16 protein-coding genes are annotated in these 19,229 nt (G+C 45.3%); 5 read left to right on the top strand and 11 right to left on the bottom strand.

Going from position 1 to position 19,229, the window contains the following annotated elements:
* Positions 1 to 37: 37 nt before the first annotated feature.
* A complete protein-coding gene (locus tag ACFSUO_RS09130) occupies positions 38 to 481 on the bottom strand; it encodes a hypothetical protein (protein WP_382393292.1) in 444 nt (147 codons plus the stop codon).
* Positions 482 to 740: 259 nt separating this feature from the next.
* On the opposite strand from ACFSUO_RS09130, the gene ACFSUO_RS09125 reads away from it, so the two are divergent.
* From ACFSUO_RS09125 to ACFSUO_RS09115, 3 genes are all read left to right on the top strand, one after another.
* Complete coding sequence (locus ACFSUO_RS09125) at positions 741 to 2,132, top strand: MmgE/PrpD family protein (RefSeq protein WP_382393290.1); 1,392 nt, start codon at positions 741 to 743, stop codon at positions 2,130 to 2,132.
* Entirely contained in the window at positions 2,129 to 2,953 is an 825-nt protein-coding gene (locus ACFSUO_RS09120; RefSeq protein WP_382393288.1) for a phosphosulfolactate synthase, read from the top strand. Before ACFSUO_RS09125 ends, ACFSUO_RS09120 begins: the two co-directional genes overlap by 4 nt.
* Before the next feature lie 639 nt (positions 2,954 to 3,592).
* Positions 3,593 to 4,426 (top strand): YitT family protein, encoded by an 834-nt coding sequence (locus ACFSUO_RS09115; RefSeq protein WP_382393286.1) that lies wholly within the window; start codon positions 3,593 to 3,595, stop codon positions 4,424 to 4,426.
* A gap of 43 nt (positions 4,427 to 4,469) precedes the next feature.
* Here ACFSUO_RS09115 and ACFSUO_RS09110 read toward each other — a convergent pair whose 3' ends face one another.
* Positions 4,470 to 6,026 carry an AbgT family transporter gene (locus tag ACFSUO_RS09110; protein WP_382393284.1) on the bottom strand — a complete coding sequence of 519 codons (1,557 nt, stop codon included), beginning with the start codon at positions 6,024 to 6,026 and terminating at the stop codon, positions 4,470 to 4,472.
* Between the two features lie 197 nt (positions 6,027 to 6,223).
* The gene (locus ACFSUO_RS09105; protein ID WP_382393282.1) at positions 6,224 to 7,057 is read right to left on the bottom strand and encodes an aldo/keto reductase; all 834 of its coding nucleotides are present in this window, start codon (positions 7,055 to 7,057) and stop codon (positions 6,224 to 6,226) included.
* Between the two features lie 218 nt (positions 7,058 to 7,275).
* On the opposite strand from ACFSUO_RS09105, the gene ACFSUO_RS09100 reads away from it, so the two are divergent.
* The gene (locus tag ACFSUO_RS09100; protein WP_382393280.1) at positions 7,276 to 8,667 is read left to right on the top strand and encodes a plasmid pRiA4b ORF-3 family protein; all 1,392 of its coding nucleotides are present in this window, start codon (positions 7,276 to 7,278) and stop codon (positions 8,665 to 8,667) included.
* Between the two features lie 66 nt (positions 8,668 to 8,733).
* Here the strand turns inward: ACFSUO_RS09100 and ACFSUO_RS09095 are convergent, their stop codons facing one another.
* The gene (locus ACFSUO_RS09095; RefSeq protein ID WP_382393278.1) at positions 8,734 to 10,395 is read right to left on the bottom strand and encodes a peptide ABC transporter substrate-binding protein; all 1,662 of its coding nucleotides are present in this window, start codon (positions 10,393 to 10,395) and stop codon (positions 8,734 to 8,736) included.
* 204 nt (positions 10,396 to 10,599) lie between these two features.
* Entirely contained in the window at positions 10,600 to 10,737 is a 138-nt protein-coding gene (locus ACFSUO_RS09090) for a hypothetical protein (protein WP_382393276.1), read from the bottom strand.
* A 336-nt stretch (positions 10,738 to 11,073) separates the two neighbouring features.
* Here ACFSUO_RS09090 and ACFSUO_RS09085 point away from each other — a divergent pair, with 336 nt between their 5' ends.
* Entirely contained in the window at positions 11,074 to 11,667 is a 594-nt protein-coding gene (locus tag ACFSUO_RS09085) for a hypothetical protein (protein WP_382393274.1), read from the top strand.
* A gap of 226 nt (positions 11,668 to 11,893) precedes the next feature.
* On the opposite strand, the gene ACFSUO_RS09080 is transcribed toward ACFSUO_RS09085, so the two are convergent.
* The 6 genes from ACFSUO_RS09080 to ACFSUO_RS09055 all read right to left on the bottom strand — a co-directional run bounded on the left by ACFSUO_RS09080 (position 11,894) and on the right by ACFSUO_RS09055 (position 19,060).
* Positions 11,894 to 12,964, bottom strand: a complete 1,071-nt coding sequence (locus tag ACFSUO_RS09080) for a tartrate dehydrogenase (RefSeq protein ID WP_382393272.1) — start codon at positions 12,962 to 12,964, stop codon at positions 11,894 to 11,896.
* Between the two features lie 42 nt (positions 12,965 to 13,006).
* Positions 13,007 to 14,554: a Na+/H+ antiporter NhaC family protein gene (locus ACFSUO_RS09075; protein WP_382393270.1), complete on the bottom strand. Its 1,548-nt coding sequence runs from the start codon at positions 14,552 to 14,554 to the stop codon at positions 13,007 to 13,009.
* Positions 14,555 to 14,645: 91 nt separating this feature from the next.
* Complete coding sequence (gene alr, locus ACFSUO_RS09070) at positions 14,646 to 15,782, bottom strand: alanine racemase (RefSeq protein WP_382393268.1); 1,137 nt, start codon at positions 15,780 to 15,782, stop codon at positions 14,646 to 14,648.
* Between the two features lie 48 nt (positions 15,783 to 15,830).
* Positions 15,831 to 16,676: a D-amino-acid transaminase gene (dat, locus tag ACFSUO_RS09065; RefSeq protein WP_382393266.1), complete on the bottom strand. Its 846-nt coding sequence runs from the start codon at positions 16,674 to 16,676 to the stop codon at positions 15,831 to 15,833.
* A gap of 130 nt (positions 16,677 to 16,806) precedes the next feature.
* The gene (locus tag ACFSUO_RS09060; RefSeq protein ID WP_382393264.1) at positions 16,807 to 17,799 is read right to left on the bottom strand and encodes a pyridoxal-phosphate dependent enzyme; all 993 of its coding nucleotides are present in this window, start codon (positions 17,797 to 17,799) and stop codon (positions 16,807 to 16,809) included.
* 1 nt (position 17,800) lies between these two features.
* Complete coding sequence (locus tag ACFSUO_RS09055) at positions 17,801 to 19,060, bottom strand: M20 metallopeptidase family protein (protein WP_382393262.1); 1,260 nt, start codon at positions 19,058 to 19,060, stop codon at positions 17,801 to 17,803.
* Positions 19,061 to 19,229 lie beyond the last annotated feature (169 nt).

The following is a 19,229-nucleotide window of genomic DNA, read 5'->3' as shown; positions in this document are numbered from 1 at the left end:
AAAAACGGTGTACTTAAAAAGAGAAGTATGACAAACGCTACCCCTTCTTATAATCCCAAAGTACTTTCCATTCTCCATCTACTTCCGTCACAAATACATTCTGCACCAGGGTAAAATTCCCATATTTTCCTTTATACATTTGGGAAACTGGCACTTTGTATACTTCATCCATCGGTTCCGCCTCTTTGGCCGGTTTCCAGTTGTTCATTTCGACAGCCTCCCCGACGGTAAACGAAAATGTCGTCACACCGAAATGGTTCATGAACACGTGTGCACGGTCCTGCAAATAGTGCCCTTTCGGAAATTTTTCCTGCATGAATGGATGAAACATAGCCCACGAATCGGAGAAGGCGCCATCCTGCTCATATGTATAAAATGTTTCAACAACTTCTGCTGCACGTTCCTCCGGTGATGTATATAAAAACAGGTAGATTGTTACGCCTAACCCGGCAGCCATTACTATCAGAACCACATTTCGCATCAGACCCCTCCCGTACCGTGTTAGTATCAGTTTATTCCTGAGATGAACCATTAAGTACATAGCACTTACAACGAATTCATGCTCTAAAAACTAACTTATCACTTTTGATAACTTTTTAATATCGGTTTTATTAAATTAAATAATTTATTTTTATCACCAGTTGGTGTATTATAAGAATTGAAGGAGGAACTAATCCCCCTTCCGATTCCTCTTTGTGGCCACTGAGGTTTCATTTCCAAATCATTTGGAGGTGATTCACTTGTCAAAGCAAAATACAATGGTCGAACAGCTCGCTGATTGGGCGCACAACTTAAGATGGGATGACCTGTCCGACGAAGCAAAGGAAGCATTAAAGGGACGTGTCCTTGATTCCATCGGTGTTGCTATCGGGGCGCTTGGCAGTGAACCGGTTGAAAAGATTCGCCGGATGACGGAAGATATTGGCGGTGCCGAGCTGGTTACGCTCATCGGCGGCGGTAAAACAACACCTGATTACGGCACATTTTTTAACAGTGCTGCTATCCGGTATCTCGATTACAATGATTCTTATCTTGCTAAGGAAGAAACCGGGCATCCGTCCGACAACATCGCACCAGTAATGGCTGCGGCCGAAACAGCCAATGCGGACGGACGTGACTTTTTGCTGGCGCTAGCGATTGCCTATCAGGTGCAGTGCCGCCTGACGGATGTGGCGCCTGTACGCAAACATGGATTTGACCATACCGTGCAGGGTGCATACGGTGCCGCTGCAGGTGCAGCACGGGCAATGGGACTTAGCAGCACACAAATTGCCAACGCGGTAGCCATTGTGGGTACCGGTTATAATTCACTCCGTGTAACAAGAACCGGTGAATTATCAAACTGGAAAGGACTCGCTTATCCAAGTACAGCAATGGGTGCGGTCCATGCGTCCATGCTTGCCAAATATGGTATCACCGGGCCTAGAGAAGTCTTTGAAGGCAATAAAGGGTTCATGGATTCGATTGCCGGAGCGTTTGAGTTGGATTGGAAAGATGAGGATCTCGAACGTGTTACGGATACAATCATTAAACGATATAACGCTGAAATTCACTCCCAGTCATCAATTGAGGGACTGCTAGAACTGCGCGAACGAGAAAATATCGCGCCGGAAAATATTAAAGCTATTCGATTGAAAACATTCGACGTCGCGTACAACATTATCGGCGGCGGTGAAGAAGGCGGCAAAAAGCTGATTCGCTATAAAGAAGAAGCAGACCATTCCCTGCCATATATGCTAGCCGCCGCTTATCTGGACGGTCAGGTTATGCCGGAACAGTACGATCCAGACCGAATCACACGTGACGATATCCAAAAATTGCTGCAAAAAGTGGATGTACAGCCGAACGAGGCATACAGCAATCGTTTTCCAGACGAAATGGCCTGCCATATTGAACTGGAAACACACGATGGCAGTGTTTTTGAAATGGAAAAACGCGACTACCAGGGCTTTACGACACAGCCAGCCAGCTGGGATGTATTAATGGAGAAATATAATAAACTGACGAGCGGCATGGACAGCAAGATTGCCGCCAGGATTGCCGATACGATTAAAAATTTGGAACATGTGAACATTCGTGACCTGACCGAGTTGCTTGGTGAGGTAAAAATCAAGGAGGATGATGACAAATGACAAATCAGCGCGCATTTCAAAATATCCGGATGAACAATCGCCAGGAAAAGCCACGTACAAAAGGAATGACCGAAATCCGCGGCCCATACTATGCCGTTATGGGCAAACAGTACTTGCGGGACATTCTGGAAACAATGGGCGATTATATCGATATTCTCAAGTTTTCTGGCGGCGCATTTACGCTATATCCGGAAGATAAACTGCGTGAACTGCTGGACATGGCCCATGACTACGACGTCAAAGTCTCCACAGGTGGATTCATGGAAACCGTGCTGACACAAGGACCTGAAGCAGTCGACCACTATATCAGTGAATGTAAGCGCATCGGCTTCGACATTATCGAAATTTCGACCGGATTCATTACCATGCCGACCGATGACATTGTCCGTCTCGTCGAAAAAGTGCAAAAAGCTGGCCTGCTTGCTAAACCGGAAATTGGCGTTCAATTCGGGGCGGGCGGCACCAACACCGTCGAACAAAACGAAACAGAAGGCATTACCGACCCGTCTCAGGCAATCGAAGTCGGCAAACGCTGCCTAGATGCCGGCGCGTACATGCTGATGATTGAATCAGAAGGCATCACCGAAAGTGTCAGCTCATGGCGTACGGGTATCGCCACCCAATTCGCTCGCGAGCTTGGTACAGAAAACGTTATGTTCGAAGCGGCCGATCCGGACGTATTTGAATGGTATATTAAAAACTATGGCCCGGAAGTCAACGTGTTTGTCGACCATAGTCAGATTGTACAGCTGGAAGTACTGCGCCGCGGCATCTGGGGCACGAAAGACTTATGGGGCCGTGTCATAACATTTAACGATTAAATGAGAATATTATCTATTAAACTTAAACAGTCCGGGCTGCGTGCATACCCGGCTGTTTTTTATTTTTAGCTGTGATGCCGTTCTCGCGCGGCAGCTGCTTGGAGGCAAGTCTCCGGTGCACGAGTTGAGGGTGGGCTCGCACGAGTTTATCGGTTTTCGCGCGAGTTTTGGCCCGGCTCGCGCGACTTTTCCGATTTTCGCGCGAGTTTCAGCCCAGCTCGCGCGACTTTTCCGATTTTCGCGCGAGTTTCAGCCCAGCTCGCACGACTTTTCCGATTTTCGCGCGAGTTTTGGCCCGGGGTCGCGCGACTTTTCCGATTTTCGCGCGACTTTCGGCCGGTTCGCGCGGCTTTTCCGATTTTCGCGCGAGTTTCAGCCCAGCTCGCACGACTTTTCCGATTTTCGCGCGAGTTTCAGCCCAGCTCGCGCGACTTTCTTGTTTTTCGCGCGAGTTTCGGCCCGGGACGCGCGACTTTTCCGATTTTCGCGCGAGTTTCAGCCCGGGTCGCGCGACTTTTCCATCTCCCGCCCAAATCAATCCGCATCCATTTCTCAAACTAGCATCCTTTCGTTATAATGGACAGCAGTTGCCATTTTTGAAATCGCACGGGAGAGCATGCACATGAAGGGAGGTTGCATATGAATCAAACTGTAAAAGACATTTTCATGATTATCATCGGGGGTTTTATTTTTGCCATCGGCGTTAACTATTTTGCGATTCCCAATCGGCTGTCGGAAGGTGGCGTCATTGGGGTAACGATTGTTGCTCACTATTTGTTCGACTGGTCGCCGGGTACGGTCAACTTTGTCCTGAACACGGCACTTGTTGCGGTTGGCTATAAACTGTTTGAAAAACGTGTGACCATTTATACGATTATTGCAATCATCTTTTCCTCATTCTTTCTGCACATTACGGTTAGCTGGGGCGAGAACATTAACGATGATATGCTGCTGGCTGCATTGTTCGCAGGGCTGTCCGTCGGGCTTGGCCTCGGTCTCATTTTCCGGGCAGGCGGCACATCCGGTGGGTCGGCAATTCTGGCCCGGCTTGCCAGCCAGCTGTTCGGCTGGACAATCGGGAAAGGAATGCTCGTCATCGACATTGCGGTAATTGCGGGATCGGCTTTTATCATCGGGCAGGAGCGGGCGATGTATACGCTTATTTCCGTCTATGTAGGTGCCAAAGTGATTGATGTCGTCGTGGAAGGTGCCAACGAACGAACAGCGGCCATCATTATATCCAGTTCGCCGGATGAGGTTATGGAAGCCGTCACCAACAAAATGGCGCGCGGAATTACGGTGCTGGAAGGAAGAGGCGGCTATACCCAATCACAGCGGGAAGTACTTTACCTGGTTATCAGCAGATATGAAATTGTACCGTTTCGAAAAATTGTCCTTGATATCGATCCGAACGCCTATGTGACCGTCCACCCAGTCCAGGAAATTTTCCGGAAAGGGTATAAAGGAAGGTAATAGAAATCCTCTCATTAATTAGCATGAGAGGATTTCTATTTATCTAGCCATTATAAATGATCGGAGAACCTGGGCCAAGATCAATGCCCAGCAGCATCCATACAACGAGCATGATGGTCCAGCCAATTAGGAAGAACAGCGAATATGGCAGCATGACGGAAATCATTGTGCCGATTCCCATTTTCTTATCATACTTTTGTGCAAAGGCGATAATCACAGCAAAATAGGTCATCAACGGTGTAATAATATTGGTCGATGAATCAGCTACACGGTATGCCATCTGTGTCAGTTCCGGTGAGTAGCCGAGCTGCATCATAATTGGCACGAAAATCGGCGCCATCATCGCCCACTTTGCTGAAGCACTACCAATGAATAGATTAATAAAACCAGTGATCAGGACAAACATAAGGATTAGCGGAATGCCTGTCAAATTGACACTATCTAAAAGTTCCGCTCCATACACACCAAGCACCGTGCCCATATTGGTTTCATTAAAGTACTCCACAAATTGACCGGCAGTAAAAGCCAGGACAATAAACATCCCCATCGAAGCCATCGTATCGGACATTTGTGCCGCAACATCTTTATCATTGCGGATAACTTTCGTGACCTTGCCGTACACAAATCCAGGGATAAAAAACAGAATCGCAATAATCGGTACTAGTGAACTCATAAATGGCGACTGAATAATCTGGTCCATGTAATTGCCTTCTGTACCCCGCAACGGCGCATTTTCTGGCAAAATAAGCAACGCTGTCAACACAAGTCCAACTGCAAGCGACAACCCGGACCAAATCAGCCCTTTCTTTTCAATTGGCTTCAGTCCTTCAAGCTGATCCTGGCTGACGTCTTCATCTGTATTTTCCCCTTTGTATTCACCGAGGCGCGGAGCAACAATACGTTCTGTTACCCACGTTCCGATTGCTGTCAGAACAAATACTGACGCAGCAATAAAGAACCAGTTCATCGCAATATTCATGTTTTCGGCGTATGCCGGATCAATCACCGACGCCGCAGCAATAGTCAGTTCCCCAAGCATCACATCGGTACCTGACAAAACGAGGTTCGCACTGAAGCCAGCGGATACACCTGCAAAAGCGGCAGCCAAACCTGCCAGTGGATGTCTGCCCATCGCCGCAAAGATAAGAGCACCAAGCGGTGGCAGCACTACATAACCAGCATCAGACGCCACACTGGACATAACCCCTGCAAACACAAGTCCTACCGTAATGAAACGCCTCGGCACTGATAAAACGAAACCTCTAAGCAATGCACTAATAAGGCCTGTCCGCTCAGCAACACCGATGCCAAGCATAGTTACAAGAACAACCCCAAGTGGCGCAAACCCTATAAAGTTATCCGTCATACTGCCAAAAATATATTGCAGCCCTTCCGCATTCAATAGATTTTTAATCTCGACCATTTCACCATCCTCGCCGGGATGTTCCACACTGATGTCTAATGGCTGTAAGGCAGCTGAAAGTATAAGAACAATCAGCGCTAAAATGGCAAACAGTGTAATTGGGTGAGGAAGTTTATTACCGATAAACTCAATCCCATCCAAAAAACGCTGAAAGATTCCTTTCTTTTCTTTCCCCATCTAATACTCCTCTCTTTTTTGTAAATAATATTCTGAAATCTAACATTTTATGCTGCATATATTATATAGTCGAAATTACTCGATTTAAATAGAAAAATAGTAAATGGGAAAACTAAAATATTTCTCAACATTGAATTTACAATATAGCGGATGTGAAAAGCTATTTAAAAAGAACAGATAGATTGTATCTGTTCTTTTTAAACTTTATCAAAATTATCCGGATTGGAACCTGCGCGGTCGTTTTTGTTCAGGCTGTTGATCTGTCTCATCTCCTCTTCAGTCAGTTCAAAATCAAAAACATCCGTATTTTCCCTGATGCGCTCCTCATGGGTTGATTTGGGGATTGTAACAACATAGTTCTGAATGTCCCAGCGCAGAATAACCTGTGCAGACGTTTTATTATATTTTGCGGCAATGTCCGTGATCACCGGTTCATCCAGAATGCGTCCCCGTTTCAATGGTGACCAGGCTTCCAGCTGAATGTCCTCCTGCTCACAAAATGCCCTCAGCTTTTCCTGTGTCAAATGTGGATGGTACTCAACCTGGTCAATGACCGGCTTGACATTGGCATCATTCATCAAATCCTGCAAATGATGAACGTGGAAATTACTAACACCAATTGCACGCACTTTTCCTTCTTGATATAGCTTTTCCATTGCCTTCCATGTCTCCTTGAACTTACCTTTTACCGGCCAATGAATTAAGTACAAATCCAAATAGTCCAAGCCAAGCTTTTCTAGACTTGACTCAAACGCCTGTAATGTACTGTCATACCCCTGCTCATCATTCCAAACTTTGGACGTTACAAAAACCTCATCCCTTGGCACACCAGATTCCCGGATGCCCTGACCAACGCCTCGTTCATTTTGATAGTAGGATGCCGTATCAATGCTCCGGTAGCCAGTTTTTAGCGCGGCTTTGACCGAATCAACAGCCATTTGTCCATCCTCGACTTTATAAACGCCAAGGCCAAACCCAGGCATTTGGACGCCATTGTTTAATGTCACTGTATCCTGAAGATTATCAATCATACGTATTACCTCCCATTTAATGCGCTTTTCAACCATTATACATTATCATCCAGTTTCCAGACAAAATTGCCAGTTCCGGCGCATCATTGTCGAAATTAGCACTTGTTCATTTTTTGCGTATACATTAATACAAAATCAAAATAGAATCAGGTTTAGATAGAATATATAGTTTTTAAGCTTCACCTGTTATATAATTTAACTAATAAGGGGGGACTTTTTTGCAAAACTATTCTGCTTCAAGTAATAATGGGCACATAGAACAATTGTCATTCGAGAGTTTATTAGGGGATACCAATGATCAAATAAGCCCAAATACCCAGGTTAACCAAATAACAACGAAAGCTAACAGAGAAACATTTCCTATCCACTTAGTATCCGATTTTGAACGATTTATGGATTATATTGAGCAACATAAAATCCACCTAACAAATACGAATGAATATATTTCGAAAAAACATCTGCCCGCCATTAAAGACCGGATGTCGATAAAGACAGAAAACGCAACAAGCTATTCACAGCAACAGAACTATCCATATATACACTTTTTCTTTCACATTGCTTTAAGTGGTAATCTGATAATGAAGGCTGGAAAATTTAAAAAGCTACATTTAGTGGTGACCGAAAGATGGAACACGTTTCAGAAATTAACTGACACGGAGAAATATTTCTTTTTATTGGAAACGTTCTGGACCAATGCAAATTGGGAAATGCTTTTGGACAAACAACATACTGGTATTCACTATATTCTACCAGATATTGTGGAAAATTTATTAGATAAGAAGTCAGATTTTTGCTTGCAACTGGATAAAGAAACGTTAGTTGCGAACCTCATCTTTGATTGGAATTATTTTCTTCTTTATTTCGAATGGTTCGGTCTATGGATTTGCGAAAAAGACCAGGTAAAAATTGATTATTTTAAAAAGAAAAACAGCTATTTTGCAAAGTCGTTAACATTGACGGACTTTGGTATAAACATGCTTCCTATTTTAATGAAATCCAGAAACCTCCTTATTTGGAATATTCCACTAAGACAAGAGTACGGTGAGGTTAACCCAATACCGGGATCCACACTGCCTGAAGAAAATGACGGTTTAATCAAAACGAAGGACCAACGACCACAGCCTTTTCATCAAGCCTTTGCAACCCTGTTTTCAAAAAGTGATTTGAACAAATCGTTGCCCAGGATGGAACAGAACTTTACAAATGGAGTGCACACTTTTAAAGTGGCTTTTGACGACATTGCATGGCGGAAAATCGTATTATCTGCAAAACATACTATGGATGACTTACATAAGGTGATTATTAGAGCCTTTCAGTTTGATGACGACCACCTTTACTCATTTTTTATGGATGGAAGGAAATGGTCCAAATCATGCATTGTTTCACCAGATGATCGGTCGGGGAAACCAAATGCAGCTGAAACGATGATTGGTTCTGTCGGGCTCTATTGCGGACAGCGTTTTTTGTACTTATATGATTATGGTGATGAGTGGAAATTCACTGTTATAGTAGATGACATTCAGGAAACAGCTTCAGACCCAACCACCCCGTATATAGCAGAAGCAGTCGGCTATGGCCCGGATCAGTATTTCCTTATTGATGATAAGTAAAACCTGAACCCCCTTTCAAAAGGGTTCAGGTTTTTTAAATCGTTATTAATTTAGCCTTCCGTATCATCAATGTTCTGCAATATATCCCCATTTGTACTGTACACCGCCAAGTGACGATACCTTAATGTTCTTTACATAGTCTTTGTTCAGCCACACGTTTGTGTAGAAATAAATTGGTGCAATCGGCATATCCTCCATGAGAATCTGTTCTGCCTGCCGCAGCAGTTCTTTTCTGGCTTGGTAATCCGTTTCCTTCCTTGCTTGTTCCATCAAAGATTGGTACTCTTCATCTTCCCATCCCGTATAATTATTACTTTCTGTCGTCTCATACATATCTAGGAAGTTAGTAGCATCTTTAATACTCCCTAGCCAACCCATGCGGCCCATTTCAAAATTTCCTTCACTTAGTGAATCTAGATAGACATTCCATTCCTTATTCTCAAGTTTTACGTCAATTCCCAGCTTTTCCTTCCACATATCCTGCAGCGCCTGGGCAATAGCTTTGTGCGATTCATTGGTGTTGAAGCTGAAGATCAGTTCCGGCAACTTATCCAGTCCTTCTTCTTCCAACCCCTTTTGCAGCAGTTTTTTTGCTTTTTTAACATGGTTATCTTTAAAGTAGCCTTGTTCATTTTCTTCCCAAATAACCGGTGGGACTAACGCCATCGCCGGCTTTTGACCGCCTTTGGTAATGCTCTTGACAATTGCTTTCCGGTCGATTGCCATCGAAAGTGCTTTACGGATATTTTTATTATTGTATGGTTCTTGTTTAGTGTTAAATTCAATGTAGTACGTACCGGCTAATGGTGAAACATTCAGCTTATCCGATTGTTTTAGTGACGGAATGGCTGATAATGGAATTGTTCCGGTTGGATCGCCAGCCCAGTCCAATTCGCCACTTTCATACATTGATAGTTCAGTATTCGGATCATTTACCATCAGCATATTTATGGTTTCCAGATTGACAGTCTCAGCATCCCAATAATCAGGATTCTTCTTTAAAACAATTTCGTCTTTATGTTTCCACGACTCCAAAAGAAATGGTCCATTGGTGACAAATTTTTCACCTGCATCAGACGCCCAATCCGAGTTCGCCTGAGCCACCTTTTGGTTTACCGGATAAAAGGAAAAGTGGGCTGTTAACTGCAGAAAGTATGGCGTTGGCTGCTTCAGATCCACAACCAGCGTTTGGTCATCTATGGCAGTAACCCCGACTTTATCAAGCGAAACTTCGCCGGTTTTAGCCTTTTCCGCGTTTTTAATCGGGTAAAGATAGTAAGCAAAATCAGTATCAGTACTTTTCGGATCAAGCATCCACTTCCACGCATATTCAAAATCCTTTGCTGTTACTGGGTTACCGTTTGACCATTTGGCATCGTCACGGATAGTGAACGTGTACGTTTTCTTGTCATCCGAAATCTGGATATCTGACGCCATTGCATTCTTTACTTCGCCCTCCTGATTAACACGAGTCAGCCCTTCGAAAATCTGATCAAGCACAGCGGCTGATGTTGTATCGGTCGCCTTCTGCGGGTGCAGCGCCGGTGGCTCTGTTGCAATATTTACAGTCAGTTCTTGTTTATCGGCCAGTTTTTCTTTTCCATCCTCTTTATCAGAACTTGCGCTTTTGCCGTTTGCTTCGTCACTGCTTCCTCCACCGCAGGCTGCAAGCGTTCCGGCAATGATCAAGAACATTATGATGGTTATTGTTAAATTTTTCCAATTCATGTGTGATTCCTCCCTTGATGAAATGCAGTATAGTAAAAACAAGAAAATATGGAATCTTTGTGTCGAGGTTCCTAATAAATGTCCCCAGTAATCCAAATGTTGCTGTTAAATCTTTCATGTTTATATTTTCTGCTGGTGAATGCCCGCTCAGAGCATTAATCCGGTCAATGTTTTCGATAGCTTGTCCATTTGGTACGTCCCCATTTATATGTATTGAAATGTATTTTTATAAATATCCAATTGTACAAGCGTATTCAAGTCCGTAATCGCCAGCATGTCTGTCATTTTCCAACCCGTATTCGTCATCGCACCATGGTCTGGTACATTGATCTGTACAAGCAACTTCCAAATTATATTACTATTTTCTGAAATTAGGAATAATTATACAATACATAATCATTTGAAATCAACCACTTTATAGAGAAATTTATTTTTACACAAGTAATTTCTTAGCATGAGTTATGCTACTAACAAAAAATGGTTAAAAAATAAATAAAATTTAATTCCCGCCTGGTGCGTGGTGGCGTATTTAGTATTACCCTAGGAGAAATGCAATTTTGCAAACTATACTATTAATACAATTGAATTTTGAAGTGATTATACGGATAATTGGAAAGTTGTCGATGAAGATTATTGGTGATATACTTTTCTCAAGCAAATAAGGAGAGGGGGGCAGCAATGGACGGTCAAGTGATCAACCAGATACTGGATGAATTACAGAACATTAAAGCTAATATGGCTACGAAGGATGAAATGCATAACCTTCAGACTAATATGGCTACGAAGGATGAAATGCATAACCTTCAGACTAATATGGCTACAAAGGATGAGATGCATAAGCTACAGACTGATATGGCTACGAAGGATGAAATGCAAAAGCTACAGACTGATATGGCTACGAAAGATGAAATGCATAAGCTACAGACTGATATGGCTACGAAAGATGAAATGCATAAGCTACAGACTAATATGGCTAGGAAGGATGAAATGCAAAAGCTACAGTCTAGTATGGCCACGAAAGGGGATATTAAACGGGTTGAGGATAAAATTGACAGAAGTGAAAAGCAGATTGTACAAAATTCTGAACTCATCATTGAAAACAAGAATCTCATCAATGGAAACGAAAAACAAATCGCTCAAAACACGGAACAACTGTCTCATATCAACAATCAATTACATTCCTTAAAGGAAAGCCAAACGCAGCAAGAAAAGCATTTGAAAACGTTGGCTTTACGTTCGATTGAACAGGAATCTAAACTTCGTGAGCTATAATGAACGACAGGCATTCAAAACTTATCTGATACTCCTTCCAATTATATTAGATTATACGATTGGTTGTATAATTTCTACAAATCACATACCACCTCTTAGATTGATTCACATACGAAAACCTGCTTCAAATTTTTAAGAAGCAGGTTTTTTCGGATTAGGATTCACTTTTTGAACAACCTCTTTTTACGGGTGTCCATCAGTTCTTTAACCTCTCATATACTTTTTTTCAAATCAATTTCTGTAGTTTTTCGGAGATCCGGTCTCCTATTTCATTTGTTGTCGCTTTTCCACCAAGATCAGGTGTCAGATTTTCCTTTTCCACAGTCAAGCCTTTAATGGTATCCAACACAGCTTTCCCCCACTTTTCTTCACCGAAAAAGTCCATCATCTGACTGACCGACCAAATAGCTGCAATCGGATTGGCCAGTCCCTTTCCGGCTATGTCCGGGGCTGAACCGTGGACAGGTTCGAACATGGACGGGTATTTCATTTCCGGATTGATATTGGCCCCGGCGGCAAGTCCCAGTCCACCGGTGATACCGGCTCCGATGTCAGTCACGATGTCGCCAAAGAGGTTGGATGTGACAACAACTTCAAACCGCTCCGGATCGGAAACGAAATACAGGCTGGCCGCATCAACAAGATAGGAATAGGTTTCGACATCCGGGTATTCTTTTCCCACTTCTTCAAACACTTCATCCCAGAAAACCATCGAATAATTCAATGCATTTCCTTTGCTGATGCTTGTCAGCGTCCTATTCGACCGGTGGGCTTCCTCATAGGCATAGCGGATGATCCGCTCCGTGCCTTTGCGGGAAAAGATCCCTGTCTGCAGGACCACTTCTTCCGGCCTTCCTTTATACAGCCACTCGCCTGCTCCCGCATATTCCCCCTCACTGTTTTCCCGAATAACAAGCATGTCGATGTCCTTGTCTGACTTGTCCTTCAGCGGCGTGAAGGATGGGTCCAACAGAGAAACAGGACGAAGATTTACATATTGATCAAACGATCTCCTTATTTTTATAAGCAGATCCCGCAATGATATATGGTCCGGAACACCCGGATAGCCGACCGCCCCAAGGTAAATCGCATCAAAGTTCTGGAGCTGGTCGATGCCATCCGCATCCATCATTTTCCCCTGTTTTAAATAATACTCACAGCCCCACGGAAATTCCGTAAACGAAAACGACAACTCGGGATCCAATTCCTCGATTGTTCTTAAGATTTTTACTCCTTCTGCTACAACTTCTGGTCCTATTCCATCACCTGGAATAAGTGCAATGGACAAATGCTTCATGGGTGGTTCCCTCGTTTCTGCTGTTTTCCTTTAAGTGGGATATTAAGCAATTCTGTTTTCTGCTTCCATATACTTTTTCGCATGGCGATTCCCTAAATAGCGCAATAAGAAAAACTGGACAATAATACCGGCTGCCAGCAGGACAATACTGCTGCCAATCACGGAATAAACCAGGTAGAGCACTCCGGTAATGCTGGCCGGAACAAGTGCATATGGTGCTTGTGTATTGACATGGGCTATATGATCGGATTCCGCGAAAATCGATGCCATGACCGTCGTGTCTGATATCGGTGAAATGTGGTCACCAAAGATCGCCCCGGCAAAAATAGCTCCAATGATAATCGGGATAAGCGGCTCCCCGCCGAAGTTAAACGCCATTGGAATTGCAATCGGAGTCAGGATCGACATGGTGCCCCATGATGTACCAGTTGCAAACGAGATGAACATGGCGATGACAAAAACCAAAAACGGCAGGAGTCCGGCTGTCATCCAGCTTTCTGTGGCACCAACAACGTACTCAGCAGTGCCGAGTTCGGATGTAACGGTACCTATCGACCAAGCAAGAATGATAATGATTAACGCAGGGAGCATGGTCCGGATACCGCCCAGCAGTGTTTCTTCACTTTCCTTAAAGCCCATTCCCTGAATGAGGCCAAGAATGAGACCGACTGCCGTCATGGCAAAAGCTCCCCATGTCAGAGCAACCGAGACATCTGTGTCAGCAAGGGCATCCATAATGGACTTTCCTTCAGCACCACCGCCAACGTACCACAATCCCCATATACCTACGGAGATGAGAGCGACAAGCGGCAAAATGAAATTCCAGACACTACCTTCTTTTTTGTACGGTTCCCCCAAATCCTGATCGACAGAAGACAGCGGAGTCGATCCTTCCGGAATCAGCTTGCCAGTTTTTTGTGCTCGCTCTTCCGCTTTTGCCATCGGGCCAAAATCCTTGCCTGCTATAATCATCGGAACTGCCAGCAAACAAAGAATAGCATAAAAATTCCACGGAATCGACTGCAAAAATGCGAAATAAGGCTCCATTCCAACAATGCCAATACTTGCAAAGGCACCGGCAATTAACGAGACCTGAAACCCTATCCAGTCAGAAACCGGCCCAATCGTCGCAATTGGAGCAGCTGTCGAGTCAAGCACATAGGACAGCTTTTCCCTCGAAATTTTATGTTTCGCAGAGATATCTTTGGAGGCGTTCCCAACAATGACTGAGTTCACATAGTCGTTAAAGAAGATGATAAGTCCCAGGAAGTAGGACAAAAACTGAACTCGTTTCTTGGTGGTCAATTTCTTCTCCAGTACATTAATCAAGCCCTGTGATCCGCCTGTCTTGAACATAAACGCGGCTCCACACCCGAGCAGTGCCGTCATGACAAGAAACCGGGCATTCCATGGATCAACCATTACATCTTTCAACCAGGTAAACGTAATACCAACCGCTTCAAACGGATTGCCTCCTGCTGCAATCAGGCCGCCAACCCAAATACTGACAAAGAGCGACAACAGCACTCGCTTCGTAATGATTGCCAATGCCACCGCAACAATCGGCGGGATGACCGACAAAAAATCCATACACTCTCCTCCAATTTGATTTTACTGTTTGCGAGGTCTGTGTTGTCATTTTAGTCCTAATGTCCCCCATAACTCTGGCTGGCATTTCTTCTCATTTGTACACCCGATTCACCCGTTCCATCAGGCTTGCCAGCACTTCATCTACAATACTGTCCACCTTTTCCGCTATCTCACGCGCCGAAATCGTATCCCCCCCTTGACAACCTATGAGGACGACCTCATCCTCCTCCTGGACATCACTAATATGCGTCACATTGATGATCATCTGGTCCAGGGAAATTTCTCCGGCAATGGCTGCACGCTTGCCACGAACTAGCACCTCGCCTTTATTGGAAAGTGCCCGCTTGTACCCATCTCCATGACCGACCGGAACGATGGCCAGTTTTTCGTACCCTGATGTGACATAATTGCCACCATAACCGACGGAGCTATTAGGCGGGAGTGTGCGCACGTGCAGAATCCTCGATTTCAATGCCATGACAGGCTTCAATGGTACCATCCCCTGCTGGCGGACTTCCGGCGGATACCCAAACAGGGCAACCCCAGTCCGGATCATATCCAGATGCATGTCTCTCCTCTCGATGGCAATGGTGGAAGCACCTGCATGCCTTATCGGGAAATTGTAACCGCATTCATTTAAGTCCAGCACAGTATCCATAAACAGTGAGAACTGCTTTTCTGTTGTCTCCCAAAGCCCTTCATCAGCACTGGAAAAATGCGTATAGATTCCCTCCCAGAAAAGCCCGGAAAGATGATAACAGGACCGGCAAAATTCCCGTGCATATTCCGGAGCAATGCCAAACCGGTGTAATCCTGTGTCCAATTTTAAATGAACTGGTGCGGTCTTTTCCTGACTGACAGCCGCAGCATGAATAGCTTCTGCCAGCTCGCTGGAAGAAACAGACACCGTCAAGTCATATGTAACGGCATCTGTCGCCTGTGCCGGCATGATAGTACTCAAAATGTGGATCGGGACGTCAATGCCATTTTCCCGAAGCAATGCCCCCTCCTCAACGGTAGTCACGCCCAGTCGGTCCGCACCAGCTTCAATGGCAGCATGGCCTATGGGCACAACTCCGTGTCCATAGGCGTTTGTTTTGATAACAGCCATTAGTCGGCTATCTGAATCAACTGCAATATTCTTAAATGCTTTAACATTATCCCGGAAAGCAGTCAAATCCACTTCTGCTTTCGTTGGGCCGCAGGTTGTCAATGGTGGATGAGCCAATTCATTATACCCCCTAACTGCCAATTACCCTGGTGTAATCGTCGTAGTTCAAGCTTTCTTTTTCTCATACAGCGTACGGAAGGCCTTCACCAGCTGTTGTGTTATATTGCCCGGCGTTCCTTTGCCGATTGTCTTGTCGTCCACTTTTAAAATTGGAGCAATGTCTGTTTTTGTTGCCGAGATAAAAACTTCATCCGCGTTTAATAGGTCATCAACGGTATACGTTTCTTCATGCACTTTCAGCCCTAGCTCATCGCACAGCTGCAAAATTTTTTGTCTAGTGATGCCGTTTAAAATATAGTTGTCAGCTGGATGTGTGTACAGTTCGCCATCCTTGACGATAAACACATTCGACGCACTCGCCTCTGTCACGGTATCGCCGCGATGCAGGATGGCTTCGATTGCATTGTTTTCCACAGCATTCTGTTTGGCAAGCACATTTGGAAGCAGGTTGAGTGTTTTAATATCACAGCGGAGCCAGCGAATATCCTCCGCCAGTATAGCTGTCCCACCGTTGTCTTCTAATGCGGTTTCCCGCTCTTCTTCCCGTGTGTAGGCAACCGTTACGGCTTTTGTACTCTTAGAAGGGAATTCATGCCAGCGTGGCGAAACCCCGCGTGATACTTGCAAGTAAATGATTCCTTCTTCCAGTCCGTTTGCCTGCACTAGTTGCTGCAGCTTCTCTTTCAATTGACCGACTTCTGTGGGAAGTGTAAGCCGAATCTCACGGGCACTCCTTTCCAGTCGCTTCATATGTTCATCCATCAGGAGCGGCTCGCCATCATAGACACCGATGACTTCATAGACACCGTCTCCGAACTGATAACCCCGGTCTTCAATTTCAACGACATTATCCCGCACCATAATCTCGTCATTGTACAAGATGTTATTCATGATAAAAACCTCCCAATCCATTTAGAAAAAATTTCAGCTCCTGCCCCAGAGAGGCTGGACGCCGGAAAGCCCCTTTTGCTATTTTACTGCATATGACTGGCAGATTAATAGTTTTTTTCTGTTTTTTCTATTACTGACCTGTTTCTGTAGATTGATAGTCCGCAGTAACCGAAAGCATGGTTGAAGCATCAACACTGGAACCGCTGATGACAACAACTGCATGTGAACCAGGCCTGACACGATCGTGCAGGATAGCACCGACACCTGCAGCAGCTGCACCTTCTACTGCCATTCGGTGTGTTTCCAGCATAAACGCCATCCCACTGGCAATTTCATTTTCTTCAAGCAGCATCATATCGTCAACGTACTGCTGTACCATGTTAAATGTGTACTGATTGTTGAGGCCAATTCCGCCCAAGAGACTGTCAGCAAGGGTATCCTGCTCTTCCACTATCACCGGTTTTCCTGCTTTAATGCTTTCATACATCGCTGCCCCTTTCGCTGTGGAGACACCGACAACCCGGATACCTGAATCAGCAGGCTTCAGCGCCGCCCCCAGTCCGGAATGCAGCCCACCACCGGAGAGACCGCCAATTACTGTATCCATCTCAGGCAGTTCTTCCAGCAGTTCCAATCCAATAGTACCCTGCCCGGCAATAATTTGCGGATCATCAAACGGATGGACGACGGTGAGGCCGTGTTCCTGTTCCAGATGATAACAGTGCTTTTCCGCTTCATCCTGCGATTCCCCGACAATTTCCACCTTTGCTCCAGTGCGTTTCAGCGCATCCACTTTGGCTTCTGGAACCCGCTTGGATATACATATGATTGCTTTCGTTTCCAGTTTCCGCGCAACTGTTGCAACGCTAACACCGAAATTGCCAGTGGAAAATGTCGTGACACCTCGATCCTGCTGTTCTGGAGATAGACTCAGAATCTTGTTGGTTGCCCCTCTGATTTTGAATGAACCACTTTCATTTAAATTTTCCAGTTTCAAGTGGATGGATGCTCCTGTTATGTCGGACAAGACGGGAGAGTAAATGAGCGGTGTATTTGCCGCGCTGTGGCTAATCCGCTTTTTTGCCTCCCAGACATCCCGCTGGGTAACGGGTTGTGCTTGCATGCTATCCCTCCCTTGTTGCAGATTCCTGTCGCGAATCGGAATGTGCCTTGTTATGACCATTTCCATTTTCCAGACAGCGCCTGACTGTTTCTGCTATGATGGACACTCCTATCGGCAGCACACTCTCATCGATATCAAAAAGTGGTGTGTGCAAATCACGTGTATGGCCGTCATTGACTGCACAGCCAAGGAAAAACATCGCCCCTGGGACAGTGGCTGTCATGTGGGCAAAGTCTTCTCCGCCCAGTCCAAAGGGAGTGTCCAAAATCTTGAAATCCGGATATAGCTGCTTCACCGACTCGCGGATCACGCTGTTAACTGCCGGGTTGTTCTTTAATGCTGGATCTTCCGGTTTCAAACTTAGCTCATAATCACCATCCAAGGGGCGGACAACCGAAAATGCCTTCTTCAGTTCATGATGGAGCAACTCCCGGACATCCGGCTGATAACTGCGGATGGTCCCCTTTACCAATACCTCAGACGGGATGACATTGCTGGCCGATCCAGCCTGTATGCTTCCAACACTGATAACGGAAGAATCAAGCGGAGATACGCGGCGTGCAACAATGCCATGCAACGCCTGCAGCACCGGCCCGAGCATCCAGACCGGGTCAGTGCCAAGATGCGGGTATGCTCCGTGTCCGCCGCTTCCGAAAATACGTCCCTCAAAGACATCCACATTCGCCATGCTATAGCCGTCATGAATTTTAACAGCACCAACCGGGTCTTCCGGACTCATATGAAGCGCCACAATTTGTTCGACATCATCCAGCACCCCGGATGCAATCATATACGGAGCACCAGTTGAACCGGTCTCATCTGCTGTTTCCTCTGCCGGCTGGAACAAAAATTTAACCGTTCCATCCAGTTCCCCTTTGTCAATTAACTCAGCTAGCAAACTAGCAGTCCCCAGCCCAATCGCGGTATGTGCGTCATGTCCGCACGCATGCATAACCCCTTCATGACAGGATTTATAATCACACTCATTCGCTTCCTGTATCGGCAAAGCGTCCATATCCGCCCGAACTGCGATAACTGGTCCGGAACCGGAAGAAACGGTGCCGGTAACAGCTGTCGGATAGCCGGCATTTGTCTCCACCTTCATCCCGGGTATCTTTTTCAGTTTTTCCGTAACAAATTCTGAGGTTTCCACTTCCTGAAAACTTAATTCGGGACAGCGATGAAGATGCTGACGCCACGAAGTCAATGTAGCGGCCATTTCTTCCGCCTTTATTCGAATGGTTTCCGGTTTCACCATCATTTCCATCCCCCCTTTTAAAACACTGCATTAGTAGAACGTTTCAAAAGTCCCTTCCAGAGCTGGGTGTTTGGAAAAAGTGTGGAAAAGGATATTCACATCGATCACCGCAACTGGAATATACTCGCTTTCCGCGGGCGGCTAATGAGCCTCCTCGAGCTACACTCTGCGG

This window comes from Lentibacillus juripiscarius (assembly GCF_042685205.1).
GTDB lineage: Bacteria > Bacillota > Bacilli > Bacillales > Amphibacillaceae > Lentibacillus > Lentibacillus juripiscarius.
This window is presented reverse-complemented; position numbering and strand designations above follow the sequence as displayed.

Bases quoted from the DNA above. Each gene is read 5' to 3' on its own strand.
- dat (WP_382393266.1), bottom strand. From the start codon at position 16,676: ATGAATAACATCTTGTACAATGACGAGATTATGGTGCGGGATAATGTC.
- ACFSUO_RS09075 (WP_382393270.1), bottom strand. From the start codon at position 14,554: ATGGATTTTTTGTCGGTCATCCCGCCGATTGTTGCGGTGGCATTGGCA.
- ACFSUO_RS09055 (WP_382393262.1), bottom strand. From the start codon at position 19,060: ATGATGGTGAAACCGGAAACCATTCGAATAAAGGCGGAAGAAATGGCC.
- ACFSUO_RS09115 (WP_382393286.1), top strand. From the start codon at position 3,593: ATGAATCAAACTGTAAAAGACATTTTCATGATTATCATCGGGGGTTTT.
- ACFSUO_RS09120 (WP_382393288.1), top strand. From the start codon at position 2,129: ATGACAAATCAGCGCGCATTTCAAAATATCCGGATGAACAATCGCCAG.
- ACFSUO_RS09085 (WP_382393274.1), top strand. From the start codon at position 11,074: ATGGACGGTCAAGTGATCAACCAGATACTGGATGAATTACAGAACATT.
- ACFSUO_RS09095 (WP_382393278.1), bottom strand. From the start codon at position 10,395: ATGAATTGGAAAAATTTAACAATAACCATCATAATGTTCTTGATCATT.
- ACFSUO_RS09110 (WP_382393284.1), bottom strand. From the start codon at position 6,026: ATGGGGAAAGAAAAGAAAGGAATCTTTCAGCGTTTTTTGGATGGGATT.
- ACFSUO_RS09080 (WP_382393272.1), bottom strand. From the start codon at position 12,964: ATGAAGCATTTGTCCATTGCACTTATTCCAGGTGATGGAATAGGACCA.
- ACFSUO_RS09060 (WP_382393264.1), bottom strand. From the start codon at position 17,799: ATGCAAGCACAACCCGTTACCCAGCGGGATGTCTGGGAGGCAAAAAAG.
- ACFSUO_RS09130 (WP_382393292.1), bottom strand. From the start codon at position 481: ATGCGAAATGTGGTTCTGATAGTAATGGCTGCCGGGTTAGGCGTAACA.
- ACFSUO_RS09105 (WP_382393282.1), bottom strand. From the start codon at position 7,057: ATGATTGATAATCTTCAGGATACAGTGACATTAAACAATGGCGTCCAA.